The organism is Telluria sp. ZT3P26 (genome assembly GCF_059686035.1).
In genome coordinates this window covers 692032-716400 of sequence record NZ_JCASII010000001.1, presented here as the reverse complement: position 1 = coordinate 716400, position 24369 = coordinate 692032, and the positions used below count along the sequence as shown (strand labels likewise).

The following is a 24369-nucleotide window of genomic DNA, read 5'->3' as shown; positions in this document are numbered from 1 at the left end:
GTACTGAGTCCAGACACCATGGCAACCAAAAAGAAACCAGCGCCTTCGGGCGCCACCCTGATCAAGCGCAGCACCAACAAGAGCGTCGGCGCCAGCATGTTCCCCTGGATCGGGCTGTCCCTGATCATCGTCCTGCTCGACCAGGTGACCAAGCTCACCGTCGAACGCACCTTCGCGTACGCCGAAACGGTGCCGATCACGGGCTTCTTCAACCTGATCAAGGTGTACAACCCGGGGGCGGCGTTCAGCTTCCTGGGGGATGCGAGCGGCTGGCAGCGCTGGCTGTTCCTGGGTATCGCCATTGGCGCCGTGGTGTTCTGCCTGTACATGATGAGCAAGAACGCGACCCAGCGCCTGTTCTGTTTCGCGCTCGCGCTGATCATGGCCGGCGCAGTGGGCAACGGCATCGACCGCGTCGTGCACGGCCACGTGATCGACTTCCTCGATTTCTACTGGACCGGCATCGGCCACTTCCCGGCCTTCAATATCGCCGACATCGGCATCTCGGTCGGCGCCGTGCTGTTCGTGCTGGATGAATTCCGGCGCGTAAACAAGTCGTGACCGGGACGGAACCATGAGCATGGACCTGAAAGGCAAGCGCATCGTCCTGGGCCTGACCGGCGGCGTGGCCTGCTACAAGGCGGCCGAACTGTGTCGCGCCCTGGTCAAGCACGGCGCCAGCGTGCAGGTCGTGATGACCGAGGCGGCAACGCATTTCATCGGCGCCGTCACCATGCAGGCGGTGTCGGGCAACCCGGTCTACCTGGACCAGTGGGATGCGCGCATGGCCAACAACATGGCCCATATCGACCTGACCCGCAATGCGGATGCAATCCTGATCGCGCCCTGCTCGGCCGATTTCATCCGCAAGCTCGTGCACGGCGCGGCCGACGACCTGCTGTCGCTGCTGTGCGTGGCACGGCCGCGTCACGTGCCGCTGCACGTGGCGCCGGCGATGAACGTCGAGATGTGGGACAACCCGGCCACGCAGCGCAATGTGGCGCAGCTGCGCGCTGACGGCATCTGCCTGTTCGGCCCTGGCCGCGGCGCGCAAGCCTGTGGCGAGACGGGCATGGGGCGCATGCTCGAAGCAGATGAACTGGTCGACGAACTGATCGCCTCGTTCCAGCAAAAGGTGCTGGCGGGCCGGCGCGTGATGATCACGGCCGGGCCGACGTTCGAACCGATCGATCCGGTGCGCGGCATCACCAATCTGTCGTCCGGCAAGATGGGTTACGCCATCGCGCGCGCCGCGCGGGAAGCCGGCGCGGACGTCACGCTGGTCTCCGGGCCGGTGTCGCTGCCCACGCCGCACGGCGTGCGCCGCATCGACGTGCTCACCGCGCAGCAGATGCACGACGCGGTGATGGCCGGCGTCACGGGCCAGCACGTGTTCATCGGCGTGGCCGCAGTGGCCGACTGGCGCGTGGTCAATGCCAGCGACCAGAAACTCAAGAAAACGCCTGATGGCGCTCCACCGGCGCTGGAATTCGCGCAGAACGCGGACATCCTGGCCTCGGTGGCGGCGACCGTGTCGCTGTCGGGCTGGCCGTACTGCGTGGGCTTTGCCGCCGAATCCGAGCACCTCGAAACCTATGGTGCGGCCAAGCGCGAAAAGAAGGGCATTCCCCTCCTGGTCGGCAATATCGGGCCGCAGACGTTCGGCCAGGACGACAACACGATCATCCTGTTCGACGAACACGGCCACGTGCTGCTCGAGCGCGCCGACAAGCTCACGCTGGCGCGCCAGCTGGTGTCCGAGATCGGCAAGCGCCTCGAACAACGCTCCCTGCTCACCTGATACCCAAGAATTTGCAATGAAACACATCGACCTCAAAATCCTCGACCCGCGCATGCAGGACCTGCTGCCGGCCTACGGCACGCCGGGCAGTGCGGGCCTGGACCTGCGCGCCTGCCTGGATGCGCCGCTGACCATCGCCCCGGGCGAAACCGTGCTGGTGCCGACGGGTCTCGCGATCCATATCGGCGATCCGGGCTACGCCGCGATGATCCTGCCGCGCAGTGGCCTGGGCCACAAGAGCGGCATCGTTCTGGGCAATCTGGTAGGCTTGATCGACTCCGATTACCAGGGCCAGCTGATGGTCTCCACCTGGAATCGCAGCAGCACTGCCTTCGTGCTGCAGCCAATGGATCGGCTCGCGCAGCTGATCATCGTGCCGGTACTGCAAGTGGCTTTCAACGTGGTGACGGACTTCGCGTCGAGCGACCGTGGCGTCGGTGGGTTCGGCAGCACCGGCAAACAATAACAAACCATGAGGAGCACCCTGATGCGCATCCAGCGTCTGCACCGATTCACTTCCCCGGCCCTTGTCCTCGCTACCGCAGCGCTACTCGCTGCCTGCAGCACGCCGGGACCAATGCAATCGTCGACCGGCCCGGGCGACCAGCCGGCCGGGCCGGTGCCGGGCAAGCCCGAGGTCACGCCGCAGATGGCCGCTGCCGCCGAGGTGCTCCAGCGCATGGCAACGCAGCACGACCGCCTGTACCGCGTCGCAGCACCGCTCCTGATCGACAACGCCGCGCTGTGTACCAAGCACGCGCGCAACCTGCTGGGCTTCACGGCGAAGAACCGCTACACCTATCCGGGCCAGTACAACGAGGCAGCATGGGTGGTGCTGGGCATGAACGAGCGCCTGCAGGTCACGAATGTTCTCAATGGCAGCGGCGCAGCCAAGGCTGGCCTGCGCCAGGGCGACCGCCTGCTGGCCGCCGCCGGCACCCCGCTGCCGGAAGGCCAGAATGCACTGAGCAAGGCCGGCGCCGTGTTCGGCCCGATCATGGCCAAGCAGGCCAGCCTGCCGCTGTCGATCGAGCGTAGTGGCAAGCCGCGCGACCTGACCATTCCCGTCACGCGTGCCTGCGCCTTCGCCATCGAACTGGGCAACGCTGACAACATCAACGCGTACGCCGACGGCAGCCGCGTGATGGTCACGCGCGGCATGCTGGGCTTCGCCCAGAACGACGACGAACTGGCGTACGTGGTGGCGCGCACGATGGCGCACAATATGCTGGGCCACGCGGCCACGCAGCGCAATGCGGCCACCATCGGCAGTATCATCGACAACCTCACCGCCATCACGCCCGACACCTCGATGCTGATCGGCAGCGGCGGCATCAAGGCGATGCCGGCGGCCGACGACGTCGCGGCCGACCGCCTGGCGGTCTACCTGCTGGCGCGCGCCGGCTACCGCTACGAAGGTGCGTCCGCATTCTGGAAGCGCCTGGCAGCGACCTACCCGGCGAAAATCCTCAATGGCTATACGGCGAACCACCCGGCCACGCCGATGCGCGTGGCGGCGATCGACAAGGCCGTGATTGAAGTCAAGGCCAAGCAAAGCGGGAACAAACCACTGGTGCCCTGAGCGCTGGCCTGCGCGCCGACACGTGCGGCGCTTTTTTTGTATGATTGTCCATCTCATTCACCCGCCCCGGCGACACGAACACCATGGACAGCATCGACCTCGACGTACTGAAAACCTGCGCCGCCTGGCTGGACGGCGGCCAGCGCTGCCAGCTGGTCACGGTCATCAAGACCTGGGGTTCCAGCCCGCGCCCCGTGGGCGCCACGCTGGCCATCTGCGAAGACGGCCAGGTGGTCGGCTCGGTCTCGGGCGGTTGCATCGAGGACGACCTGATCGCCCGCGTGCGCGACAACGGCATCGAAATCACCCTCCCCGAGATCATCAGCTACGGCATCAGCGCCGACGAAGCGCACCGCTTCGGGCTGCCCTGCGGCGGCACCATCGAGCTGGCGATCGAACCGCTGTCGGTCGACAGCGGCATCAACGAGCTGCTGGCGCGCCTGGGCGAGGGTGAACTGGTCGAGCGCAGCGTGCAACTGGATACCGGCGCCGTCACGCTCGCCACGGCGCAGGCCACGGCCGTTCAGCGCGTCGAGGATGGTGTACTGCACACGCTGCATGGTCCGCGCTGGCGCCTGTACATCATCGGCGCCGGCCCGCTGTCGCGCTTCCTGGCGCAGATCGCCGCCGGCATGGATTACCGCGTCACCGTATGCGACCCGCGCGAAGAATACCGCAGCGGCTTTCATATCCCCGGCGTGACGCTGGTGCATGCGATGCCAGACGACCTGGTCATCGACGCGAAGCTCGATGCGCGCAGCGCCGTCGTGGCACTCACGCACGACCCGAAGCTGGATGACTTGGCGCTGATGGAAGCGCTCAAGTCCGAGGCTTTCTATGTCGGCGCGATCGGCTCGCGCGCCAACAATGCCAAGCGGCGCGAGCGCCTCAAGCTGTTCGACCTGACCGACGTTGAACTCGCACGCCTGCACGGCCCGATCGGGCTGTACATCGGCAGCAAGACGCCCGCTGAAATCGCGGTCTCGATCATGGCTGAAATGACGGCCGTGAAGAACGCGGTGCCACAGACGCTACTCATGCCGCATGCGGCCGCACTGACGCTCGCCAGCGCCGCCTGACGCGCGGGTATCGATGGCAAGAAGCGGCTGGCACATTGCTGCCGGCCCTGCCACAATGGTCAGCCTGACAACTGGCCATTTTTTTCGACCTCATGAACACCGCGAACATGCTGCGCCTCGTTGCGCTGGCCGCCATCTGGGGCGGCTCCTTCCTCTTCATGCGCATCGCCGCCCCGGTGCTCGGGCCGGCCGTACTGATCGAATACCGGCTCGCGCTGGCGGCCGTGTTCCTCGCGCTGGTGAGCTGGGTGCTGCATCTGCGCGGGCGCGGCGCGCCGCTGAACGTGCGCCGCCACTGGCAGCATTACCTGATCCTGGGCCTGTTCAACTCTGCCCTGCCCTTTTTGCTGTTCGCGTTTGCCGCGCGCACGCTGTCGGCGTCGGTGCTGGCGGTGCTCAACGCCACCGCGCCGATGTGGGGCGCGCTGGTCGGCGCCGTGTGGGCGCGCCAGCAAGTCACGCGGCGCAGCGCCCTCGGCCTGCTGCTGGGCACCGCCGGCGTTGCGCTGCTGGTCGGCTTTGATCACGTGGCCGAACGCCCCGGCGCGGGGCTGGCCGTGGCCGCCGCGCTGATTGCCGCCTTCAGCTACAGCGTCGCCAGCCAGTACACGAAGTCGGCCGCTGCCAGCAAGGGCGGCGTGGCGCCGTTCGCCAATGCACACGGCTCGATGTGGGCCTCGGCCCTGCTGGTGCTGCCGCTGGTCGCGTTCTTCCCGGCGCCGGGCGAGCCGACCGCTGGCATCATGGCCGCCGTGGTAACGCTGGGCGTGGTGTGCAGCGGCATTGCCTACATCGTCTATTTCAAGCTGATCGAGGATGTCGGCGCCACGTCGGCGCTGACGGTCACGTTTCTCAGCCCCGTGTTCGGCATCCTGTGGGGCGCGCTGTTCCTGCATGAGGTCATCGGCTGGCACACGATCGCCGGCTCGGCAATCGTCCTGCTCGGCACGGCGCTGGTGACCGGATTCAAGCCCACCTGGCGGCGCGTGCCGGCGCCAACGGGAATTTGATGACTGCATCCCACACGATCGCCCTGCCGCCCGGCTACCGCGTCGCCGACGTGCTGGCATTTCACGGCCGCGATCCCGAGCGCGTGGCCGAGCAGGTCGACGCCGACGGCTTGCGCAAGGGCGTGCTGCTCGGTGGCGTACCGACGCTGCTGGACATCCGGTTCGGAGATGGCGCCGCGCAGTGCCGCGTGACCTTCGACGGGCCGGTCACGCCGGATGTGCAGGCACGGACGCGCGAGGCGCTGCTGAACGTGCTGGGCCTGCGGATCGATCCGACGGCGTTCGGCGCGGCTGTCCAGGCCGATCCGTGGCTGGGGCCCGTCGTGGCGCGCCAGCCGGGGCTGCGCATCGTGCAGTCGGCCACGATCTTCGAAGCGCTGACCTGGGCCATCATCGGCCAGCAGATCAACCTGACGTTTGCCATCGCACTGCGCCGCACGCTGATTCAACTGGCAGGCCGCGCGCATTCGTCCGGCTTGTGGTGCTATCCGGAGGCGCTGGATGTGGCCCGGCTCGACATCAGCGAACTCACGGGCCGCAAATTCTCGAACGCCAAGGCCGAGACGATCCTGCGCGTGGCGCGCATGGTGGTCGATGGCAGCCTGGTGCTCGAGCGGCATGCTGGCGTGGAGGATATTTCTGGCTCGGCGAGCGCCGAGGTCAGCGAAACACTGCTGGCGATCAAAGGCATCGGCCCCTGGACTGTCAACTACGTGCTGCTGCGCGGCTATGGCTATCCCGATTGCTCGCTGGAAGGCGACGTCGCCGTGCGCGCTGCCCTGCACAAACTCTCTGGGAGCGCAGCCCGGCCAACCGTAGCGGAGGCCGAGCGCCTGCTGGCACGCTACGCGCCGCACCGGACGATGGCGGCGGCCTACCTGTGGGCGAGCCTGGCCGATACGCCGGCGGCGGACAAGCCCGCCTAGTTTTTAATGTCTAGTTCCAGCGCGGCAAACCGTCAAACTGCTGCGCCCCCTCCCCCGAAAACCGGATCAACGCCGCCAACGGTACAGTCGCCAGGTTATCGCACCCATACTTGCCGCCAAGCGCACTGGGAATCTTCAGGCAATAGGTGCGCCCGTCGGTGAGTGGCCCCAGCGCTGCTTCGGCCAGGCACACGGCCTCGGGCATGTACCAGTCGTTGAGAAAATCCTGGTTGTACGACAGCGCATCGAGCGCGGCGCGGTTGCTGGCCAGCGGCTCGCAACAGAGCTCGTGCGGGCGCAGGCACCAGAACTTGTCGTCTTCGTCGCGGATGATGAGATTGCCGAAGGCATTGGCGCCCAGTACCTCGACCGCGCTCATGCCCACCCAGCCCCAGGATTGGTTGATGTCGTCTACATCGATCATGGCTTGCTCCCCGACTTGTCGTCCGTTGCGGGTTGGACCGGGCAATCAGCCATGCATTGCGACGCAGGTACGTAAGGTTGACCTGTATCGAGGCCCTTACAGAGAAGCAAGAAAACAGGGCCGGAAAAACGAGAAGCCGCTGATTCTTTCGAATCAACGGCCTCTAATCTTGGTTGCGGGGACAGGATTTGAACCTGTGACCTTCGGGTTATGAGCCCGACGAGCTGCCAGACTGCTCCACCCCGCGTCTGTGAAATGAATTATACGCGTTCGACCGTCATTAAGCAAACCTAATCCTTTCTGCATGGCCGATTGAAGAAACTTATACCTCTGCCGCCGTCGCCAGCGCCAGCCGTGAACGCGGCCCCTGACCCTGCCGACGCCGCATTCGGTGTACAGTATTGCCACGACCAACCTGCCCTATCCACCATGAAATTCTGCTCCGAGTGCGCCCACCCTGTCGTGCTGGCCATTCCCGAAGGCGACAACCGGCCGCGCTATGTGTGCACGCACTGCGCCACGATCCACTACCAGAACCCGAAGCTGGTCGTCGGCTCCATTCCCGTGTGGGAACACGATGGCGAAGTCCAGATCCTGCTGTGCAAGCGCGCGATCGAGCCGCGCTACGGCTACTGGACGCTGCCGGCCGGGTTCATGGAAAATGAAGAGACCACCGAGCAGGCGGCGCAGCGCGAAACCGAAGAAGAAGCCGGCGCCAATGTCGAACTCGGCCCGCTGTTTTCGCTGCTGAACGTCGCCCACGTCCACCAGGTCCATCTGTTCTATCTGGCGCGCCTGCGCGACCTCGACTATGCGGCAGGCATCGAAAGCCTGGACGTGCAACTGTTCACCGAAGCGACCATTCCGTGGGACGACCTGGCCTTCCCCACCATCCGCACGACGCTGGAACTGTTCTTTGCTGACCGGATCAAAGTGCGCGACGGTGGTGACTTCGGCTTTCACAGCGTGGCCGTCAACCGCCCCATGATGGCCCCACGCGAACCGGACTGACATGATTCCCTGGCTCGAGACCGACACGCCGTTCCCCGATGTGTCGAAGGCATTGACGGTCGAAGCGCCGGGCCTGCTGGCCGCCGGCGCCGACCTGTCGCCGGCGCGCCTGCTGCAGGCCTACCGCAACGGCATCTTCCCGTGGTTTTCCGAAGGCCAGCCGATCCTGTGGTGGAGTACCGATCCGCGCATGGTGCTGTATACCGACCAGTTCAAGGTCAGCAACAGCCTGGCAAAAACATTGCGCAAGATCGAGCGCAGCCGCCTGGACGGCGGACGCTGGGACGTGCGCTTCGACAGCGCCTTCGACGACGTGATGCGCGCCTGCGCGGCGCCGCGCCGCGACGGGCCCGGCACCTGGATTTCGGACGAGATCATCGCCGGCTACACGGGCCTGCACGCGCTGGGTTACGCGCACTCGGCCGAGGTCTGGCTCGATGGCGAGCTGGTGGGCGGCGCATATGGCGTCTGCATCGGCCGCATGTTCTATGGCGAGTCGATGTTTGCACGCGTGTCCGATGCGTCCAAGGTCGCGCTGGCCTATCTGGTGGCGTTCCTGCGCCATCATGGCGTCGAGATGGTCGATTGCCAGCAGGAGACCGGCCACCTGGCGTCGCTGGGCGCCACGCCGATCCCGCGCAGCCGCTTTCTTGAACACGTCCACCGCGCCACCGCCAGACCCGGTATCGACGCATGGACGGTGACGTCACCGTTGCCTGGCTAACGGAATCGCGGCGCGGTTTTCGCTAGAATAGACAGCAACCCCACGTCGTCCCGAGAGCTCCTTGCATGACGCACCTACACGACCTGCCCTTCGCCACGCTGCAGTTCTATACCACGGCGCCCTACCCGTGCAGCTATCTCGACGCGCGCCAGGCGCGCTCGCAGGTCGCCACGCCGTCGCACCTGATCAATGCCGACGTGTATTCTGAGCTGGTCAAGAATGGCTTCCGGCGCAGCGGCATCTTCACCTATCGCCCGTACTGCGACGGCTGCCAGGCCTGCATCCCGGTGCGCGTCAAGTGCGCCGACTTCACGCCCAACCGCACCCAGCGCCGCGTCTGGAAGCGCCATGGCAACCTGGTCGCGATGGTGGCCAACCTGGCCTTCTCGGACGAGCACTACGCGCTGTATCTGCGCTACCAGACCACGCGCCATGTCGGCGGCGGCATGGACCAGGACAGCCGCGACCAGTACGCGCAATTCCTGCTGCAAAGCCGCGTCAACACGCGCCTGGTCGAGTTCCGCGAGCCCGACGGCACCCTGCGCATGGTGTCGATCATCGACGTGCTGTCCGATGGCCTGTCGTCGGTCTATACCTTCTTCGACCCGGATATCGAGAACGCCTCGTACGGCACCTACAACATCCTGTGGCAGGTCAACCAGGCGCACGAACTCGGCTTGTCGCACGTGTACCTGGGTTACTGGATCGCGCAGAGCCCCAAGATGGCCTACAAGATCAACTTCAGGCCACTCGAAGCGCGCATCGACGGGCAATGGGGCGTTCTGGACGCCTGAACCTGTTGCGTGCCGGGTCACTGGACACAACCGCTAACAATTGCATTGGCACTTCGTTACGTACTGGACCCTGCCGCACGTTAGAATGTCGGGGATACGTCAACCGAGTACCCCATGCCAGATAAAATCCTGTATACCCTCGTTCGACCCGCACTGTTCTCGCTCGATCCCGAAGCGGCGCACAACCTGACCCTGCCCATGCTGCGTCGCGCAGCTGCGCTCGGCCTGACCGGCGCCATCCGGAAGCCACGGCCCGATCCGCGCACCGTCATGGGTATCACGTTTCCCAATCCCGTCGGCCTGGCCGCCGGGCTGGACAAGGATGGCGCGTACATCGACGGCCTGGCTGCGCTGGGCTTCGGGTCCATCGAAATCGGCACCGTCACGCCGCGTGGCCAGGCCGGCAACCCGAAACCGCGCATGTTCCGGCTGCCGCGCGCGCGCGGCATCATCAATCGCATGGGCTTCAATAACGGCGGCGTCGACGCGTTCGTGGCCAATGTGCAGGCGTCGCGCTTCTTTCAGGAGAAGCAGGGCGTGCTGGGCCTGAACATCGGCAAGAACGCCGACACGCCGATCGAGCGCGCTGCCGACGACTACCTCGAATGCCTGCGCAAGGTGTACCCGTATGCCAGCTACGTGACGGTCAACATCTCGTCGCCGAACACGCAGAACCTGCGCCAGTTGCAGGGCGCGTCCGAACTCGACGCCCTGCTGTCGCAGCTCAAGCAAGAGCAGATGCGCCTGGCCGACCAGCACGGCCACTACGTGCCGCTCACGCTCAAGATCGCCCCGGATGTCGACGGCGACCAGATCCGCGACATCGCCGGCGCCCTGCTGCGCCACAAGATCGACGGCGTCATCGCCACCAATACCACGCTCAACCGGCGCGATGTCGAAGGCATGAAGCACGCGCAGCAGGCAGGCGGCCTGTCGGGCGCGCCCGTGTTCGAGCAATCGAATATCGTGATCCGCGCGCTCAAGACCGAGCTGCGCGACGACATCCCGATCATCGGCGTGGGCGGCATCATGCGCGGCGCCGATGCGCGCGCGAAGATCGCGGCCGGCGCCAAGCTGGTGCAGTTGTACAGTGGTTTGATCTACGCCGGGCCAGGCCTGGTGCGTGATTGCGCCGACGTGCTGCGCGAGAAAAAGAAGAAGTAAACCCGGCCGGCGCGCCAGTCTGGCGTGCCGGCAGCACCACCCTATTCTGCGGTCGCAATCGCCTTCTCGATATCGGCCCGCGTATAGCCTTGCGCGAAGCGCTCGATGAAGTGAAACGCATACGAGCGCAGGTACGACCCGCGCCGCACCGCCAGGCGCGTGACGTTCTGCGCGAACAGGTGCGATGCCTCGATCGCGCGCAGCCCCTTGTCGCGGCCATGGTCAAAGGCCATCGACGCCACGATTCCCACCCCCATCCCCAGCGACACGTATTGCTTGATCACGTCCGAATCCATCGCCGTGAGCACGATATCGGGCGCCAGTCCGGCTTCGAGGAACGCCGCATCGATATGACTGCGGCCCGTAAAGCCCTGGTCATACGTGATCAGCGGATGCTCGGCCAAATCTTCCAGACGCAGCGGCGAACCGCTGGCGAAGATCGGATGGCCTTCCGGCGCCACGATCAGATGGCTCCAGCGGTAGCACGGGAACGACACCAGGTCGGGAAACGCCGACAGGCCTTCGGTCGCGATGCCGATATCGGCCTTGCCCGACGCGACCCAGGCTGCGATGTGTTCCGGCGCGCTTTGCTGCAGGGCGATGCGCACGTTGGGAAACGCGGCGCGAAACGATTGCACCACCTGCGGCAGCGCGTAACGGGCCTGCGTGTGGGTCACGGCCACCGTCAGCGTGCCGCTGTCCTGGCCGGCGAATTCGCGGCTGGCCTGCTGCAGGTTCTCGGCTTCGACCAGCAGCTTTTCAACGATGCGCAGGATGCCCTTGCCGGGCGGCGTCAGGCCCGTGAGGCGCTTGCCGTTGCGCTCGAAAATCACGACGCCCAGTTCATCTTCGAGTTCACGGATCTGGCGCGACACGCCGGGCTGCGACGTGAACAGCGCGTTGGCCACGTCGGTCAGGTTGAAGTCGCGCCGGGCCGCTTCGCGTACCGAGCGCAGCTGCTGGAAGTTCATGCGGCGCTACCCTGGTCGACAAAGACTTCGATCCGGCGCGGACGCACCACCAGCGTGTCGCCTTCTTTCAGGCCCAGGCTGGCAAAGCGCTCGTTGGGCAGCACCGCTTCGATCATCTGGCCATTGTCGGCGCGCTCCAGATCCAGCTGGGCCAGCGGCCCGATCGCATGGGCGCGGCGCAGCTTGGCGACGACGCCCTCGGCGCCCGGCGTGTAGCGCTCGACATCCAGATCATGCGGGCGCACGTAGCCAATGCCGGCGCCGTCGCGCACATCGATGTGCTGCGGGGCCTGGAAGTTGACGTCGCCGCTGGCCAGCACGCCTTCGTGGATGCGGCCATGGAACAGGTTGACGTTGCCCAGGAAGCCGTACACGAACGGCGACGCCGGATGGTTGTAGACCTGGTCGGGGCTGCCCAGTTGCTCGACGCGGCCCTTGTTCATCAGGACGACCTGGTCGGCCACCTCGAGCGCTTCTTCCTGGTCGTGTGTGACGAAGATCGACGTCACGTGCAGGTCGTCGTGCAGGCGGCGCAGCCAGCGCCGCAGTTCCTTGCGCACCTTGGCGTCCAGCGCGCCGAACGGCTCGTCGAGCAGCAGCACGCGCGGCTCGACGGCCAGCGCGCGCGCCAGGGCGATGCGCTGACGCTGGCCACCGGACAGTTGCGGCGGGTAGCGGTCGGCGATCCAGTCGAGCTGCACCAGTTCGAGCAGCTTTTTGACCTTGTCACGGATCTGGTCTTCACTCGGGCGCTCGCTGCGTGGCTTCACGCGCAGGCCAAAGGCGACGTTCTCGAACACGGTCATGTGCTTGAACAGCGCGTAGTGCTGGAACACGAAGCCGACCTGGCGCTCGCGCACATGGCGGTGCGACGAATCCTGGCCGTCGAGCAGCACGGTGCCCGAGTCCGGGTATTCCAGGCCCGCGATGATGCGCAGCAGCGTGGTCTTGCCGCAGCCCGACGGGCCGAGCAACGCGGTCAGTTCGCCGTCCGGGAACTGCAGCGAGACGTCGTCGAGCGCCTTGAACTGGCCGAAATTTTTACGGATGTGTTGGACTTCAATCGTCATGCGTGGCTCCGGCGGATATTCAGTGAGGGGCGTCCAGCGAGGCCGACTTGGCCTGGTGCAGACGCCATTCGATAAAGGACTTGATGGCCAGCGTCACCAGCGCGAGCAGCGCCAGCAGCGACGCCACAGCAAAAGCGGCCGTGAAGTTGTATTCGTTGTAGAGGATCTCGACGTGCAGCGGCATCGTGTTGGTTTCGCCGCGGATGTGGCCCGAGACCACCGAGACCGCGCCGAACTCGCCCATCGCGCGGGCATTACACAGGATCACGCCATACAGCAGGCCCCATTTGATGTTCGGCATCGTCACGCGCCAGAACGTCGACCAGCCCGATGCGCCCAGCACCAGCGCTGCTTCTTCTTCTTCGGTGCCCTGCTGCTGCATCAGCGGAATCAGCTCGCGCGCCACGAACGGGAACGTGATGAACACGGTGGCCAGCACGATGCCGGGCACGGCGAACAGGATCTTGATGTCGTGCTCGGCCAGCCACGGGCCGAACCAGCCCGACGCGCCGAACAGCAACACGTACATCAGGCCCGCGATCACGGGCGAGATCGAGAACGGCAGGTCGATCAGCGTCAGCAGGATGCTCTTGCCGCGGAATTCGAACTTGGTGATGGCCCAGGCGGCCGATACACCGAACACGAGGTTCAGCGGCACCGAGATCACGGCGGCAATCAGCGTGAGCTTGATGGCCGAGACCGCGTCCGGATCGATGACCGATTCGACATACACTTCCCAGCCCTTCTTGAGCGCCTCGGTAAACACCGCCGCGAGCGGGATGAACAGGAACAGCGTCAGGAACACCAGCGCGATGGCGATCAGCACAACGCTGACCCAGCGCGGCTCGAGCACGCTCGTGTCGAGGCGTTTGCCGCGGGGCGCCGGTGGGCGTGGCGGCGTGACTTTGTCGAGAACGGCGCTCATGATTTGCCTGCCCGTTTGCGTGTCCAGGCCTGCAGCAGATTGATCGTCAGCAGCAGGATGAACGAGAACACCAGCATCACGACGGCAATCGCGGTGGCGCCGGCGTAGTCGTATTGTTCGAGTTTGGAGATGATGAGCAGCGGCGTGATCTCGGACACCATCGGCAGGTTGCCGGCGATGAAGATCACGGAGCCGTATTCACCGGTGGCGCGCGCGAAGGCCAGCGCGAAGCCGGTCAGCAGCGCCGGTACGATGGTCGGCAGCACCACGCGGGTGAACGTCTGCAGCGGCGGCGCGCCCAGGCTGGCGGCGGCTTCTTCGAGTTCGCGTTCGGCTTCTTCCAGCACCGGCTGCACCGTGCGCACGACAAACGGCAGCCCGATGAAGGTCAGCGCGACAACGACGCCCAGCGGCGTGAACGCCACCTTGATGCCCCATGCGGCGAGGTATTGGCCGATCCAGCCATTCTGCGCGTACAGGGCGGTCAGTGTGATGCCGGCCACGGCAGTGGGCAGCGCAAATGGCAGATCGACCAGCGCATCGATGAAGCGCTTGCCGGGGAATTTATACCGTACCAGCACCCAGGCGACGATGCCGCCGAACACGACGTTCAGGGCGGCTGCGATCAGCGACGCGCCAAAGCTGAGGCGATATGACGCCATGACGCGCTCGGACGTGACGGTGGCCCAGAACTCGGCCCAAGTCATGCTGAAGGTATTGAGGAACACCGCCGACAGCGGGATGAGAACGATCAGCGCCAGGTAAAACAGCGTGAAGCCGAGCGAAATGCCAAAGCCGGGAATGACCCGGCCCGGTGCTTTCGACGACTTGGACGCTGCTGTGCTGCCTGGCATAGCAAGCGATGTCATGCGAGTCCTTATTACAAATTCTTCTATTGGACGCTAATATTCTCACGTGATCTACATAACGCAAACGAAGCAATCCTTATTTGTATAGACACGAAACGCTATGTAGGCGTGCAGCGCTTGCATGGCGATATGCGGAAATCTTCGATGGCCGGATAAAAAAAAGGTGGCCCAGGCATGTGCCCGGGCCACCTTTGTGGTGCCGTACGAACTGGCTTACTTGTTCGGCTGCGGCGTCATGCGCAGGTAAGGACGTGGCGATTCGAAGCCTTTCGGGTACTTTTGCTTGATCACGTCAGGATCGGTGACGGTCAGCGGAATGATGACGTCGTCGCCATCTTTCCAGTTACCCGGCGTGGCAACGGTGTAGCCATCGGTCAGTTGCAGTGCGTCGATCACGCGCAGCACTTCGTCGAAGTTGCGACCGGTGCTCATCGGGTAGGTGATGGTCAGGCGCACTTTCTTTTTCGGATCAATGATGAACAGCGAACGAACGGTGGCAGTGGCCGACTGTTCCGGGTGGATCATGTCGTACAGCGTCGAGACCGAGCGGTCGGCATCGGCGATGATCGGGAAGCCCACCACGGTTTGCTGGGTTTCCTCGATGTCACGGATCCAGTCGCGGTGCTGTTCGGCCGCGTCGACCGACAGTGCGATCGCCTTGACATTGCGCTTGTCGAATTCAGGCTTGAGCTTGGCAGTCAGGCCCAGTTCGGTGGTGCAGACCGGCGTGAAGTCGGCCGGGTGCGAAAACAGCACGACCCACGAATCGCCTGCCCATTCGTGGAAACGGATCTTGCCAATGCTGGAATCTTGTTCGAAATCGGGGGCGGTATCGCCAAGGCGTAAGGTCATGGTCATCTCCTGTGATTGATCAAACTTGTTCGGGTCGCCATCCAGCAAGGATGGCACGTTGCATGGTCTACATGAAGCGATTGTAGAGGACGACGGCCCAGGTGGCGAACGCCAGCAGCAGCGTCAGTGCGACGGCGGCGCTGCCGATATCCTTGGCCGCTTTCGACAATGGATGGCGCTCGAGCGAAATACGGTCGACGACCGCCTCGATCGCCGAATTGATCAGCTCGACGATCAGCACCACGATCAGCACGCCGATCATGGCCAGACGCTGGAAGCCCGAGACCGGCAACAGCAGTGCGATCACGCTGGCCACGACGATCAGCACCACCTCTTGCCGGAACGCCGCTTCGCTGCGCCAGGCCCAGCGCAGGCCGTCCCAGGTGTTGCGGCACGCCGCGCCAATACGCTCGAGGCCGCGCAAGGTCTTGAATTCGCTGATCGGGTTGTCCATCGTTGTCCAGTGAAGATGCAGGAACGTCATTATGCAGCCTCCCGATCAGCATGTGGCAACCTCGCCCACAAAGCAAGGCCGGGTTTGCGTGAGCGTTTCACATCATGGTATAAAGAATGGGCCTACTGCACCGCACCAACCATCATATGAAAATGGAAACGCCCCAACCCGCCAAGACCTCGATCCAGGTGATCGAACGCATGACCCTGCTTCTGGACGCCCTGGCCAGCTATTCCGACCCGGTCAGCCTCAAGGAGCTGGCGCGCGTGTCGGGCCTGCATCCCTCCACGGCGCACCGGATCCTCAACGATATGGTGGTCACGCGCTTTGTCGACCGTGTCGAACCGGGCACGTATCGGCTGGGCATGCGCCTGCTGGAACTGGGCAATGTGGTCAAGAGCCGGCTCTCGGTGCGCGAAGCGGCGCTCGACGCCATGCGCGCCCTGCATCGCAAGACGCAGCAGACGGTGAATCTGTCGGTGCGCCAGGGCGACGAGATCGTGTACATCGACCGGGCCTTCTCGGAGCGCTCCGGCATGCAGGTCGTGCGCGCCATTGGCGGGCGCGGTCCGCTGCACCTGACCTCGACCGGCAAGCTGTTCCTGTCCGTGGACGACGTGAAAGCCACGCGCGCCTACGCCACCCGAACGGGGCTGGCCGGTCACACGCGCAACTCGATCACCGAGCTGGCGCGGCTGGAACGCGAGCTGAGCCTGGTGCGCTCGCGCGGCTATGCGCGCGACAACGAAGAGCTGGAACTGGGTGTGCGCTGCATGGCCGCCGGCATCCACGATGACAGCGGCAAGCTGGTGGCAGGATTGTCGATTTCGGCGCCGGCCGACCGCCTGCAGGAAGACTGGCTCGAGGATCTGGTGCAGACCGCGGCGCGGATTTCGTCGACGCTCGGGTATCGGCCGATGCCGACGGTATGAATATAACCATGGCAGATGCAACAAGGCGCAGTCAACGTTAAATAGAGACTAGCTTTGAACTGACGAGTAGTCCAATGGTCCAACCCCTGTCCGCAGCGTCAGGAGTCGATCATGAAAGCGCCACGTTTCAAAGGCTGGTTCGCAAAACTGCCTTCGCTGAACCAGCCGCAGCGGCGGCAAGTGCTTGATGCCCTGCATCCTGCCGCCGGGCTCGATCAGGTGGTTGCGCTCATCACTGAGGTCAGAGCGCCAGGCCGCTGCTGCCCGCGATGCGGCAACGAGCACTGCTACCGGCACGGGTTCGCCAACGATTTACAGCGCTACCGCTGCTGTGCCTGCGGCCGCACCTTCAACGACCTCACCGGCACGCCGCTGGCGCGGCTCAGGCACAAGGCCAAATGGCTCGCGTATTCGCAAGTGCTGCTCGATTCTCTCCCCGTACGCAAGGCAGCAGATCGGCTCGGGGTACACCGCAATACGGCCTTTCGCTGGCGTCACCGCTTCCTGCATTGGGTCAAGCTTGACCGGCCTGCGGCCCTGAATGGCATCGTCGAGGCTGACGAAACATTTCTGCTCGAATCACAAAAAGGTTCGCGCACGCTCGATCGGCCACCGCGCCGCCGCGGCGGCCATGCTGCCAGACGGGGCATTTCCAGTGAACTCGATTGCATCCTGGTTGCGCGCGATCGCGAGGGGCGCACGGTCGATGCCGTCACTGGCCGGGGTGCCCTCACGGCTGCGCGACTCGAGCGTGACTTGCTGCCCAGGCTCGACAGGCAGGCCTTGCTGGTCAGTGACGGTCATCCCGCTTACCGCGCCTTTGCACGCAAGCACAGGATCGCGCACGAGGCTGTCAATGTGCGCGCCGGTGTGCGTGCAAGGCGTCTGGGCAGCCTTGCCATCCACGTGCAGAACGTGAACGCTTACCACCAGCGCTTCAAGGCCTGGCTGCAGGGCTTTCGTGGCGTGGCTTCGCGCTACCTGACCAATTACCTGGGCTGGCGCTGGGCCTTGGATGGAGAGCGGGTTATTTCGCCGGAACATTTGCTTCGCATTGCCATCAGCGTCATCAACAGATAACGCTGACTGAGCCAACAACAAGGGCAGGCGCGAGGCCTGCCCTGTTTCTCAGCGCGCCAGGCCCGGCGCGCTGGCAGTGATGGTCGATGGCCGGATGGCGTCGACATCCATCCGGTCCGGCAGCGACTCGATCAGGCGGCGGATGCGGCCGGCGTCGGCCGTGCGCGACATCTTGCCCTTCGAATCCAGGAACACCATCACCACATTGCGGCCATGGATCATGGCCTGCATCACCAGGCAGCGCCCTGCTTCGTTGATGAAGCCGGTCTTTTGCAGACCGATATTCCAGTCAGGCAGCGAGACCAGGTAGTTGGTATTGCGATAGTGCATCGTACGGCCGCTGGCTTGCACGGTGGAATTGGGCGTGGTCGAGAATTCGCGCAGCACCGGGTCGCCATGCGCCGCCATGACGAGCTTGGCCAGGTCGCGCCCGCTCGAAACATTGCGGCTCGACAGGCCGCTGGAGTCGACGTAATAGGTATCGCGCATGCCCAGCTGCCGTGCCTTGGCATTCATGGCACCGACGAAGGCGTTGATGCCACCGGGATAGTTACGGCCCAGCGCCGACGCGGCGCGGTTCTCGGAACTCATGAGGGCAATATGGAGCAGTTCGCGGCGCGTCATGCTGGCGCCGACCGGCAGGCGTGAGCTGCTGAACTTGTGGCGATCGACGTCGTCGTCGGTCACGCGCAGGACTTCGTCCAGGTCTTGCCTGGCGTCCATCACGACCATGCCCGTCATCAGCTTGGTCAGCGACGCGATCGGCAGTGCGACGTTGGCGTTTTTCTCGAACAGCACTTCGGCGCTGTTCTGGTCAACCACATACGCCACGTTCGAGCGCAACGCCAGCGGATCGACCGTGTTGTCGAGCCCAGCCATGTCGCCGACGGTCTTGGCAGCAACACCGACCGCGACGGCAGCAGCGGCAGTGCGCACCGGCTGATACGTGACGACGCGCTTGCCGCGCACCGTCTTGACGCGGCGGATCATGCGAGGACGCTCGCCCGCTGCTGCCAGTTCCTGGCGCTTGGCCCGTTTGCTGCGTTTGGCCGTGGTTTTGCGCACGACCTTGCGTGTGGCTTTTTTCTTGGCGGCGGTGGATTTTTTCGCCTGCTCGGTCGCGCCGGCACCTGCGCCAGCGCCGGCACCGGCGGCTTGCACCGGGGAGAAGGCAAATAAAGCGGCAACTACAGTAGCCACAGCAAGTTTGAACATGATGAAGCCCCTGACCCGAACAGATGAGATACGTAGTGAAGTGTAGCGGAACGACGTTCGTTCGCAAGCAAAATTCACATTCCGCGCGGCAATAACCGATTAAAACAACACGAACATGAAAACAATTTTTCTTTTGATATCAACAGGATATTGACGGTATTTACGCTAGTCCATGAAGCGGGCGAAGCCGTGGGCGGGCTCGCGCTCGGTCACCAGTGTGTTTTCGATCCGCTCGGGATCGGCCCAGCCCAGTGCCATGCCGCAGACGACCATCTCATTGGCCGGCAGGTCAAGTTCGGCACGGATGATCCGATGATACTGCGTGAATGCCGCTTGTGGACAGGTGTCGAGACCCCGTGCGCGCGCCGCCACCATGATGTTCTGTAAAAACATGCCGTAGTCGAGCCACGATCCCTGCGCCATGATGCGATCGATCGTGAAGATCAGGCCCACGGGCGCGTCGAAGAACGCATAGTTGCGCGCATGCTGGGCCGCCATGCCGGCCTTGTTGTCGCGCCCCAGGCCCAGCAGGCTGTACAGATCCCAGCCAACCTTGCGGCGCCGGTCGATATAGGGCGACGTCCATTCGCGCGGGTAGTAGGCGTATTCCTCGGTATGTGCGCTTGCCTGCCCGGGATCGGCATTGACGGCCAGGATGGCGCCAGAGAGCCGCGCGCGCGCCGCGCCAGTGAGCACGTACACCTTCCACGGCTGCGTGTTGGTGCCGGACGGCGCCCGCGCCGCAACGTCGAGAATGCGCGCGATCTCGTCGCGCTCCACCGGCTTGTCGAGAAAGGCGCGGATCGAGCGGCGCGACGTGATGGCGGCATCGACTGCTTGCTGGGCGGGACTGCTGATCATCGGAGGTTCCTTGGTTTCTTGACGACAAAGGCGACGCCGCTGACGGCGACGATCATCCCGGCCAGCCCAAGCAAGCTGAACGATTCACCGAACAGCAGCCAGGCCATGATGGCGGTGGTGGGCGGGGTCAGGTACATCAGGCTGGTCACTTCCGTGGCCTGGCTGCGCCGGATCAGGGTAAACAACAGGAAGATGGCGCCGATCGACAGCGCCAGCACCGACCAGACCAGGGCCAGGATGAAGTCGCCGCTCCAGGTGATGCGGCTGAATGCCGGATCAAGGCCTTCGAGCCAGATCGCCAGTGGCACCAGCGCCAGTACCGTGGCGCCGAACTGGATCACGGTGCCGGTGCGCAGATCGAACTGCGGACAGAAGCGGCGCTGGTACAGCGTGCCGGCCGTGATGCTGAGCAGCGCGAACAGGCACAGGGCCAGCGCGGCGGGCGACATGCCGGCCAGGCCGAGCTTGGCATACACGACCAGTGCCACGCCGGACAGGCCCAGCAGCAAACCAAGCCATTGCAGGCGCCGCACGCGTTCGCCGATCAGCGGCGCGGCGGCCGCCGTGAGGATGGGCTGCATGCCGACGATCAGCGCCGTCAGCCCCGCCGGCATGCCCAGGTCGATGGCAGCCCAGACGCCGCCCAGGTACCCGGCCTGCAACAGCAGCCCGGCCAGCGCCACATGCCCGATCCGGCCCCGCGGCCAGGGCGCGCGCCAGATGAGTACGATCGGCAGCAGCACTGCCAGCACGCCCAGGCAACGCACGATGAGAAAGGTCAGCGGCGGCGCGTAAGGCAGGCCGAACTTGGCGACGATGAAGCCGGTGCTCCACAACAGGACGAAGAACAGCGGGACGGGCGACAGCCATGGGGCTGCCGGGACGGCAGCCGGAGTAGCAACAGAAACCGGCGGAGAAGCGGCGGGCTGTGACATGGATGAACGGGGATCCCGAAAAAACCACGGTAGTTAAGGTAAAGACAAGGATCGAGTCTAGCACACGGCCCCAATGCGACAAAAAAAGGCGAAAAAAGAATGTTCGTTTGCGGTAGATCAATTGAGCTTTCTCATGACAAATGCATTCTTGTCACTTCCGTACCACGGGATTGTGCATCGCATCAAAATCGCTTGACGCCTCAAACGAACTGGCACAAAATCTGCCCTGTTGCGGTGCACAAAAGAAGAGCTTCGTCGCGTTTGCCAAAGAACCTGCCCCATACCCGAGCAACAGTCCATTCACGAAACGTAACATTTTGGAGAGACACATGTTTGCAATCCCTGAGCAGTTTTCGACCGCCACCAAGACCAGCCTGGAGTCGCAGTTCGCCCTGTTTTCGTCGCTGACGTCGAAGACGTTCGAGAGCATGGAAAAGCTGGTTGCCCTGAACATCAGCACGGCACGCGCCAGCCTCGAAGAATCGTCGGCCCTGGCCAGCAAGATGCTGAGCGCCAAGGATCCACAAGAGTTCTTCTCGCTGGCCGCTACCCAGGCCCAGCCAAGCACCGAAAAAGCCATGGCCTACAGCCGCCAGCTGGCATCGATCGCCAGCGGCACCGGCGCCGAATTCTCGAAAGCGGCCGAAAGCCAGATCGTCGAAGCCAACCGCAAGGTGATTTCGCTGGTCGATGAAGTGAGCAAGAATGCACCGGCCGGTTCGGAAAACTTCGTCGCCGCCGTCAAGACCGCCATCAGCAACGCCAATGCCGGTTACGAGCAGTTCAGCAAGACCTCGAAGCAGGCTGTCGAAGCCATCGAAACCAATGTGAACGCTGCCGTGTCGCAATTCTCGGCTAACGCTGCCAAAGCCACGAACTCCGCAACGGCTGCTGCTGCGTAAGACTGCAGCATCGCTGATCGGTAAAAAAATGGCCGGGTCGCGCAAGCGTCCCGGCCATTTTTACGTCCGCATGGGTTATTCGCCCAGGTAGGCCGCCTGCACGCGGGGATCGGTCAGCATGTCGCGCGCATTGCCCGTCATGATGATCTCGCCCGACTCCATCACATAGCCGCGGTGCGCGGCCTGCAGCGCCAGCTTGGCGTTCTGCTCGACCAGCAGGATCGTGATGCCCTGCTGCGACACATCCCGGATCACCTCGAAAATCTTCTCGACCATGATCGGCGACAGGCCCATCGACGGCTCGTCGAGCAACAGCAGCGTGGGATGGCACATCAGCGCGCGCGCCATCGCCAGCATCTGCTGTTCGCCGCCCGAGAGCGTCCCGGCCAGCTGGCCCGCGCGCTCTTTCAGGCGCGGGAACACGCTGTACCATTTCTCGATATCGGCATCGATCCCGGCCTGGTCATTGCGCGTGTAGGCGCCCATCAACAGGTTTTCGTGAATCGACATGCGGGTGAACACCCCCCGCCCTTCCGGCACCATCGCCAGCTTTTGCTGGACCATGCGGAACGACTGCGTGCCACGTAGCGGCTGACCCAGGTAGCTGATGTCGCCTTCGACCTTGCATGGGGGCAGCGTGCCCGTGATGGCCTTCAACGTCGTCGTCTTGCCGGCGCCATTGGCGCCAATCAGCGTGACCAGTTCGCCCCGCGCCACTTGCAGGTCGATCCCCTTGACCGCCTTGATGCCGCCGTACGCGACTTTCAGGCCTGCGATCTGCAGGATCGTTTCATTCTTCATTGCGTCCATCAGTGCGCACCTCCCAGATAGGCATCGATCACGGCCTGGTTTTTCTGGATCTCGGCCGGCACACCTTCGGCGATCTGCTTGCCGTATTCGAGCACCGTAATGCGGTCGCACAGGCCCATCATCAGTTTGACGTCGTGCTCGATCAACAGCACGGTCTTGCCCTGCGCCTTGATCTTGACGAGCAGTTCACGCAGACCCAGTTTTTCGGTGGCGTTCATGCCGGCCGCCGGCTCATCCAGCGCCAGCAGTTGCGGATCGGTCGCCAGCGCGCGCGCGATTTCCAGGCGCCGCTGGTCACCGTACGACAGGAACTTTGCCGTGCGGTTGGCAAACTGGCCGATGCCCACGAAATCGAGCAGCTCCTGGGCGCGGACGCGGATCGCCCGCTCTTCTTCACGCGCCGCCCTGTGGCGCAGGATCGCGCCGAGCACGCCCTGTCTGGTGCGCACATGGCGCCCGACCATGACGTTTTCCAGCGCGGTCATCTCGCCGAACAGGCGGATGTTCTGGAACGTGCGCGCAATGCCGGCCCTGGCCACGTCGTGCGGGGCCGACGGCGAGTACGCCTTGCCGGCCAGCTCGAACGTGCCGCTGTCGGGCTGGTACAGACCCGTGATCACATTGAAGAACGTGGTCTTGCCGGCGCCGTTCGGGCCGATCAGGCCATAGATCTGGCCCTGCATGATGCGGATGCCGACATCGGTCAGCGCCTGCAGGCCGCCGAAGCGCTTGTTGACGCCGGCAATATTCAGAATGACCTGGTCGTTCATGTCGTGCTCGCTTCTTCATCGTCACGCGCCAGCGCAGCGTTCGGGCGCTCTTCCTTGTTGGGCGACGGCCACAGGCCAGCCGGGCGCACCAGCATGATCAGCACCAGCGCCAGGCCGTACAGCAACTGGCGCAGCACTTCGGCCTCGATGATCACCTTGCCGAACAGCGCCTGCTGGGCCGGGTCGACCACGTGGCGCAGCACTTCCGGGAGGGCCGCCAGCAGCACGCCGCCCAGCACCACGCCCGGGATGTGGCCGATACCGCCGAGCACGACCATGGCCAGCACGGCGATCGACTCGGTCAGCGAGAACGATTCCGGCGATACAAAGCCCTGGAACGCGCCAAACATCGCACCGGCCACGCCGCCGAACGACGCGCCCATCGCAAATGCCAGCAGCTTCACGTTGCGGGTATTGATGCCCATCGCCTTGGCCGCGATTTCGTCTTCGCGGATCGCGACCCAGGCGCGGCCCAGGCGCGAGTGCTGCAGGCGACCGGTGATGAAGATCGACGCGATCACCAGCGCCAGGAACAGGAAGTAATACGCGTTCACCGACGGCATCGCGTAGCTGCCGATGTGCACCGTGGCGTTGGACCCCGCCTCACCCGCCAGCGACACCCCGAAGATGCGGATCGGGTCGATCATGTTGATCCCCTGCGGCCCGTTGGTGAAATTGATCGGGTCGTTCAGGTTGTTCATGAAGATACGGATGATCTCGCCGAAGCCCAGCGTCACGATGGCGAGGTAGTCGCCGCGCAGTTTCAGCGTCGGGGCACCCAGCAGCGCGCCGCACAGCGCAGCGCACAAGGCCGCCAGCGGCACGATTGCCCACAGCGACAGGTGGATGCCGTTCTGCTGGATCTCGGGGCCGAAGAACGCGACCAGCGCTTCGCCAATGGCGGGCGAATAATAGATCACCGATTCCAGCAGCGCGGCGAACTGCGGCGACGAAAACAGGCCGACCAGGTAGGCGCCGACGGCAAAGAACGCGATATAGCCCAGGTCGAGCAGGCCGGCAAAGCCCACCACGATGTTCAGGCCCAGCGCGAGCATGATGTACAGCAGCGCGATATCGATGATGCGTACCCACGAGTTGCCGAATTGCGCGGCAAAGAACGGGAAGATCAGCAGCAGCACCAGCAGGAGCGCCATGCTGGTGTAGGCCTGGCGCGGCTTGTGCTGGGTGTCGAACGTCAGGAGTGCCAT

General features: G+C 64.3%; 27 protein-coding genes and 1 tRNA gene. 14 read left to right on the top strand and 14 right to left on the bottom strand.

Annotated elements, in window-relative coordinates; all coding sequences use genetic code 11:
* The first annotated feature begins 18 nt into the window (after positions 1-18).
* The 7 genes from lspA to AC56LN_RS03125 all read left to right on the top strand — a co-directional run bounded on the left by lspA (position 19) and on the right by AC56LN_RS03125 (position 6398).
* Positions 19-561 carry a signal peptidase II gene (lspA, locus tag AC56LN_RS03155; RefSeq protein ID WP_332532458.1) on the top strand — a complete coding sequence of 181 codons (543 nt, stop codon included), beginning with the start codon at positions 19-21 and terminating at the stop codon, positions 559-561.
* A 19-nt stretch (positions 562-580) separates the two neighbouring features.
* On the top strand, positions 581-1801 hold the full coding sequence (coaBC, locus tag AC56LN_RS03150; protein ID WP_499570773.1) for a bifunctional phosphopantothenoylcysteine decarboxylase/phosphopantothenate--cysteine ligase CoaBC: 1221 nt from the start codon (positions 581-583) through the stop codon (positions 1799-1801).
* Positions 1802-1817: 16 nt separating this feature from the next.
* Positions 1818-2267, top strand: a complete 450-nt coding sequence (dut, locus tag AC56LN_RS03145) for a dUTP diphosphatase (protein ID WP_258835399.1) — start codon at positions 1818-1820, stop codon at positions 2265-2267.
* A 21-nt stretch (positions 2268-2288) separates the two neighbouring features.
* Positions 2289-3383 carry a M48 family metalloprotease gene (locus AC56LN_RS03140; protein WP_499569903.1) on the top strand — a complete coding sequence of 365 codons (1095 nt, stop codon included), beginning with the start codon at positions 2289-2291 and terminating at the stop codon, positions 3381-3383.
* Positions 3384-3466: 83 nt separating this feature from the next.
* Positions 3467-4462: an XdhC family protein gene (locus AC56LN_RS03135; protein ID WP_499569902.1), complete on the top strand. Its 996-nt coding sequence runs from the start codon at positions 3467-3469 to the stop codon at positions 4460-4462.
* A gap of 92 nt (positions 4463-4554) precedes the next feature.
* Positions 4555-5472, top strand: coding sequence for a DMT family transporter (locus AC56LN_RS03130; protein WP_332532462.1), 918 nt, complete (start codon positions 4555-4557; stop codon positions 5470-5472).
* The gene (locus AC56LN_RS03125; protein ID WP_499569901.1) at positions 5472-6398 is read left to right on the top strand and encodes a DNA-3-methyladenine glycosylase family protein; all 927 of its coding nucleotides are present in this window, start codon (positions 5472-5474) and stop codon (positions 6396-6398) included. The genes AC56LN_RS03130 and AC56LN_RS03125 overlap by 1 nt, the downstream gene beginning before the upstream one ends.
* 10 nt (positions 6399-6408) lie before the next feature.
* Here AC56LN_RS03125 and AC56LN_RS03120 read toward each other — a convergent pair whose 3' ends face one another.
* Together AC56LN_RS03120 and AC56LN_RS03115 are read right to left on the bottom strand one after the other, a co-directional pair.
* A complete protein-coding gene (locus AC56LN_RS03120; RefSeq protein WP_499569900.1) occupies positions 6409-6822 on the bottom strand; it encodes a T6SS immunity protein Tdi1 domain-containing protein in 414 nt (137 codons plus the stop codon).
* A gap of 170 nt (positions 6823-6992) precedes the next feature.
* Positions 6993-7069, bottom strand: a tRNA-Met gene (locus AC56LN_RS03115).
* Between the two features lie 182 nt (positions 7070-7251).
* Here AC56LN_RS03115 and AC56LN_RS03110 point away from each other — a divergent pair.
* The 4 genes from AC56LN_RS03110 to AC56LN_RS03095 all read left to right on the top strand — a co-directional run bounded on the left by AC56LN_RS03110 (position 7252) and on the right by AC56LN_RS03095 (position 10515).
* The gene (locus tag AC56LN_RS03110; protein WP_499569898.1) at positions 7252-7833 is read left to right on the top strand and encodes an NUDIX hydrolase; all 582 of its coding nucleotides are present in this window, start codon (positions 7252-7254) and stop codon (positions 7831-7833) included.
* A gap of 1 nt (position 7834) precedes the next feature.
* On the top strand, positions 7835-8557 hold the full coding sequence (aat, locus tag AC56LN_RS03105; protein ID WP_499569897.1) for a leucyl/phenylalanyl-tRNA--protein transferase: 723 nt from the start codon (positions 7835-7837) through the stop codon (positions 8555-8557).
* Positions 8558-8622: 65 nt separating this feature from the next.
* Complete coding sequence (locus AC56LN_RS03100; protein WP_499569896.1) at positions 8623-9351, top strand: arginyltransferase; 729 nt, start codon at positions 8623-8625, stop codon at positions 9349-9351.
* Between the two features lie 114 nt (positions 9352-9465).
* Complete coding sequence (locus AC56LN_RS03095; protein ID WP_499569895.1) at positions 9466-10515, top strand: quinone-dependent dihydroorotate dehydrogenase; 1050 nt, start codon at positions 9466-9468, stop codon at positions 10513-10515.
* Between the two features lie 41 nt (positions 10516-10556).
* Here the strand turns inward: AC56LN_RS03095 and AC56LN_RS03090 are convergent, their stop codons facing one another.
* The 6 genes from AC56LN_RS03090 to AC56LN_RS03065 form a co-directional block, all read right to left on the bottom strand.
* Positions 10557-11486, bottom strand: coding sequence for a CysB family HTH-type transcriptional regulator (locus tag AC56LN_RS03090; RefSeq protein ID WP_499569894.1), 930 nt, complete (start codon positions 11484-11486; stop codon positions 10557-10559).
* The gene (locus AC56LN_RS03085; RefSeq protein ID WP_482899883.1) at positions 11483-12556 is read right to left on the bottom strand and encodes a sulfate/molybdate ABC transporter ATP-binding protein; all 1074 of its coding nucleotides are present in this window, start codon (positions 12554-12556) and stop codon (positions 11483-11485) included. The genes AC56LN_RS03090 and AC56LN_RS03085 overlap by 4 nt, the downstream gene beginning before the upstream one ends.
* A 19-nt stretch (positions 12557-12575) precedes the next feature.
* Positions 12576-13481, bottom strand: coding sequence for a sulfate ABC transporter permease subunit CysW (cysW, locus tag AC56LN_RS03080; protein WP_499569893.1), 906 nt, complete (start codon positions 13479-13481; stop codon positions 12576-12578).
* Positions 13478-14350 carry a sulfate ABC transporter permease subunit CysT gene (gene cysT, locus AC56LN_RS03075; RefSeq protein WP_499569892.1) on the bottom strand — a complete coding sequence of 291 codons (873 nt, stop codon included), beginning with the start codon at positions 14348-14350 and terminating at the stop codon, positions 13478-13480. The genes cysW and cysT overlap by 4 nt, the downstream gene beginning before the upstream one ends.
* 213 nt (positions 14351-14563) lie before the next feature.
* A complete protein-coding gene (locus AC56LN_RS03070) occupies positions 14564-15202 on the bottom strand; it encodes a peroxiredoxin (protein WP_499569891.1) in 639 nt (212 codons plus the stop codon).
* A gap of 67 nt (positions 15203-15269) precedes the next feature.
* The gene (locus AC56LN_RS03065; RefSeq protein WP_229424792.1) at positions 15270-15656 is read right to left on the bottom strand and encodes a diacylglycerol kinase; all 387 of its coding nucleotides are present in this window, start codon (positions 15654-15656) and stop codon (positions 15270-15272) included.
* A gap of 146 nt (positions 15657-15802) precedes the next feature.
* Here AC56LN_RS03065 and AC56LN_RS03060 point away from each other — a divergent pair, with 146 nt between their 5' ends.
* Together AC56LN_RS03060 and AC56LN_RS03055 are read left to right on the top strand one after the other, a co-directional pair.
* Positions 15803-16588, top strand: a complete 786-nt coding sequence (locus tag AC56LN_RS03060; protein WP_499570772.1) for an IclR family transcriptional regulator — start codon at positions 15803-15805, stop codon at positions 16586-16588.
* A gap of 111 nt (positions 16589-16699) precedes the next feature.
* Positions 16700-17668, top strand: coding sequence for an IS1595 family transposase (locus AC56LN_RS03055; RefSeq protein ID WP_499569890.1), 969 nt, complete (start codon positions 16700-16702; stop codon positions 17666-17668).
* 48 nt (positions 17669-17716) lie between these two features.
* Here AC56LN_RS03055 and pbpG read toward each other — a convergent pair whose 3' ends face one another.
* The 3 genes from pbpG to AC56LN_RS03040 all read right to left on the bottom strand — a co-directional run bounded on the left by pbpG (position 17717) and on the right by AC56LN_RS03040 (position 20679).
* Positions 17717-18883, bottom strand: a complete 1167-nt coding sequence (gene pbpG / locus AC56LN_RS03050) for a D-alanyl-D-alanine endopeptidase (RefSeq protein ID WP_499569889.1) — start codon at positions 18881-18883, stop codon at positions 17717-17719.
* Between the two features lie 165 nt (positions 18884-19048).
* Entirely contained in the window at positions 19049-19744 is a 696-nt protein-coding gene (locus AC56LN_RS03045; RefSeq protein ID WP_499569887.1) for a nitroreductase, read from the bottom strand.
* Positions 19741-20679 (bottom strand): DMT family transporter, encoded by a 939-nt coding sequence (locus AC56LN_RS03040; protein ID WP_499569886.1) that lies wholly within the window; start codon positions 20677-20679, stop codon positions 19741-19743. Before AC56LN_RS03040 ends, AC56LN_RS03045 begins: the two co-directional genes overlap by 4 nt.
* Before the next feature lie 329 nt (positions 20680-21008).
* On the opposite strand from AC56LN_RS03040, the gene phaP reads away from it, so the two are divergent.
* Complete coding sequence (gene phaP / locus AC56LN_RS03035) at positions 21009-21581, top strand: TIGR01841 family phasin (RefSeq protein WP_499569885.1); 573 nt, start codon at positions 21009-21011, stop codon at positions 21579-21581.
* 75 nt (positions 21582-21656) lie between these two features.
* Here the strand turns inward: phaP and AC56LN_RS03030 are convergent, their stop codons facing one another.
* Genes AC56LN_RS03030 through AC56LN_RS03020 form a run of 3 tightly spaced genes read right to left on the bottom strand, consistent with a single transcriptional unit; the run spans position 21657 to position 24369 of the window.
* Positions 21657-22391, bottom strand: coding sequence for an ABC transporter ATP-binding protein (locus AC56LN_RS03030; protein ID WP_499569884.1), 735 nt, complete (start codon positions 22389-22391; stop codon positions 21657-21659).
* Positions 22391-23161, bottom strand: coding sequence for an ABC transporter ATP-binding protein (locus AC56LN_RS03025; RefSeq protein WP_499569883.1), 771 nt, complete (start codon positions 23159-23161; stop codon positions 22391-22393). Before AC56LN_RS03025 ends, AC56LN_RS03030 begins: the two co-directional genes overlap by 1 nt.
* Positions 23158-24369, bottom strand: a complete 1212-nt coding sequence (locus AC56LN_RS03020; RefSeq protein ID WP_499569882.1) for an ABC transporter permease subunit — start codon at positions 24367-24369, stop codon at positions 23158-23160. Before AC56LN_RS03020 ends, AC56LN_RS03025 begins: the two co-directional genes overlap by 4 nt.

What these genes read in the sequence shown, in the direction of transcription:
- lspA (WP_332532458.1), top strand. Translation starts at nt 19, where the DNA reads ATGGCAACCAAAAAGAAACCAGCGCCTTCGGGCGCCACCCTGATCAAG.
- coaBC (WP_499570773.1), top strand. Translation starts at nt 581, where the DNA reads ATGGACCTGAAAGGCAAGCGCATCGTCCTGGGCCTGACCGGCGGCGTG.
- dut (WP_258835399.1), top strand. Translation starts at nt 1,818, where the DNA reads ATGAAACACATCGACCTCAAAATCCTCGACCCGCGCATGCAGGACCTG.
- AC56LN_RS03140 (WP_499569903.1), top strand. Translation starts at nt 2,289, where the DNA reads ATGCGCATCCAGCGTCTGCACCGATTCACTTCCCCGGCCCTTGTCCTC.
- AC56LN_RS03135 (WP_499569902.1), top strand. Translation starts at nt 3,467, where the DNA reads ATGGACAGCATCGACCTCGACGTACTGAAAACCTGCGCCGCCTGGCTG.
- AC56LN_RS03130 (WP_332532462.1), top strand. Translation starts at nt 4,555, where the DNA reads ATGAACACCGCGAACATGCTGCGCCTCGTTGCGCTGGCCGCCATCTGG.
- AC56LN_RS03125 (WP_499569901.1), top strand. Translation starts at nt 5,472, where the DNA reads ATGACTGCATCCCACACGATCGCCCTGCCGCCCGGCTACCGCGTCGCC.
- AC56LN_RS03120 (WP_499569900.1), bottom strand. Translation starts at nt 6,822, where the DNA reads ATGATCGATGTAGACGACATCAACCAATCCTGGGGCTGGGTGGGCATG.
- AC56LN_RS03110 (WP_499569898.1), top strand. Translation starts at nt 7,252, where the DNA reads ATGAAATTCTGCTCCGAGTGCGCCCACCCTGTCGTGCTGGCCATTCCC.
- aat (WP_499569897.1), top strand. Translation starts at nt 7,835, where the DNA reads ATGATTCCCTGGCTCGAGACCGACACGCCGTTCCCCGATGTGTCGAAG.
- AC56LN_RS03100 (WP_499569896.1), top strand. Translation starts at nt 8,623, where the DNA reads ATGACGCACCTACACGACCTGCCCTTCGCCACGCTGCAGTTCTATACC.
- AC56LN_RS03095 (WP_499569895.1), top strand. Translation starts at nt 9,466, where the DNA reads ATGCCAGATAAAATCCTGTATACCCTCGTTCGACCCGCACTGTTCTCG.
- AC56LN_RS03090 (WP_499569894.1), bottom strand. Translation starts at nt 11,486, where the DNA reads ATGAACTTCCAGCAGCTGCGCTCGGTACGCGAAGCGGCCCGGCGCGAC.
- AC56LN_RS03085 (WP_482899883.1), bottom strand. Translation starts at nt 12,556, where the DNA reads ATGACGATTGAAGTCCAACACATCCGTAAAAATTTCGGCCAGTTCAAG.
- cysW (WP_499569893.1), bottom strand. Translation starts at nt 13,481, where the DNA reads ATGAGCGCCGTTCTCGACAAAGTCACGCCGCCACGCCCACCGGCGCCC.
- cysT (WP_499569892.1), bottom strand. Translation starts at nt 14,350, where the DNA reads ATGACATCGCTTGCTATGCCAGGCAGCACAGCAGCGTCCAAGTCGTCG.
- AC56LN_RS03070 (WP_499569891.1), bottom strand. Translation starts at nt 15,202, where the DNA reads ATGACCTTACGCCTTGGCGATACCGCCCCCGATTTCGAACAAGATTCC.
- AC56LN_RS03065 (WP_229424792.1), bottom strand. Translation starts at nt 15,656, where the DNA reads ATGGACAACCCGATCAGCGAATTCAAGACCTTGCGCGGCCTCGAGCGT.
- AC56LN_RS03060 (WP_499570772.1), top strand. Translation starts at nt 15,803, where the DNA reads ATGAAAATGGAAACGCCCCAACCCGCCAAGACCTCGATCCAGGTGATC.
- AC56LN_RS03055 (WP_499569890.1), top strand. Translation starts at nt 16,700, where the DNA reads ATGAAAGCGCCACGTTTCAAAGGCTGGTTCGCAAAACTGCCTTCGCTG.
- pbpG (WP_499569889.1), bottom strand. Translation starts at nt 18,883, where the DNA reads ATGTTCAAACTTGCTGTGGCTACTGTAGTTGCCGCTTTATTTGCCTTC.
- AC56LN_RS03045 (WP_499569887.1), bottom strand. Translation starts at nt 19,744, where the DNA reads ATGATCAGCAGTCCCGCCCAGCAAGCAGTCGATGCCGCCATCACGTCG.
- AC56LN_RS03040 (WP_499569886.1), bottom strand. Translation starts at nt 20,679, where the DNA reads ATGTCACAGCCCGCCGCTTCTCCGCCGGTTTCTGTTGCTACTCCGGCT.
- phaP (WP_499569885.1), top strand. Translation starts at nt 21,009, where the DNA reads ATGTTTGCAATCCCTGAGCAGTTTTCGACCGCCACCAAGACCAGCCTG.
- AC56LN_RS03030 (WP_499569884.1), bottom strand. Translation starts at nt 22,391, where the DNA reads ATGGACGCAATGAAGAATGAAACGATCCTGCAGATCGCAGGCCTGAAA.
- AC56LN_RS03025 (WP_499569883.1), bottom strand. Translation starts at nt 23,161, where the DNA reads ATGAACGACCAGGTCATTCTGAATATTGCCGGCGTCAACAAGCGCTTC.
- AC56LN_RS03020 (WP_499569882.1), bottom strand. Translation starts at nt 24,369, where the DNA reads ATGGCACTCCTGACGTTCGACACCCAGCACAAGCCGCGCCAGGCCTAC.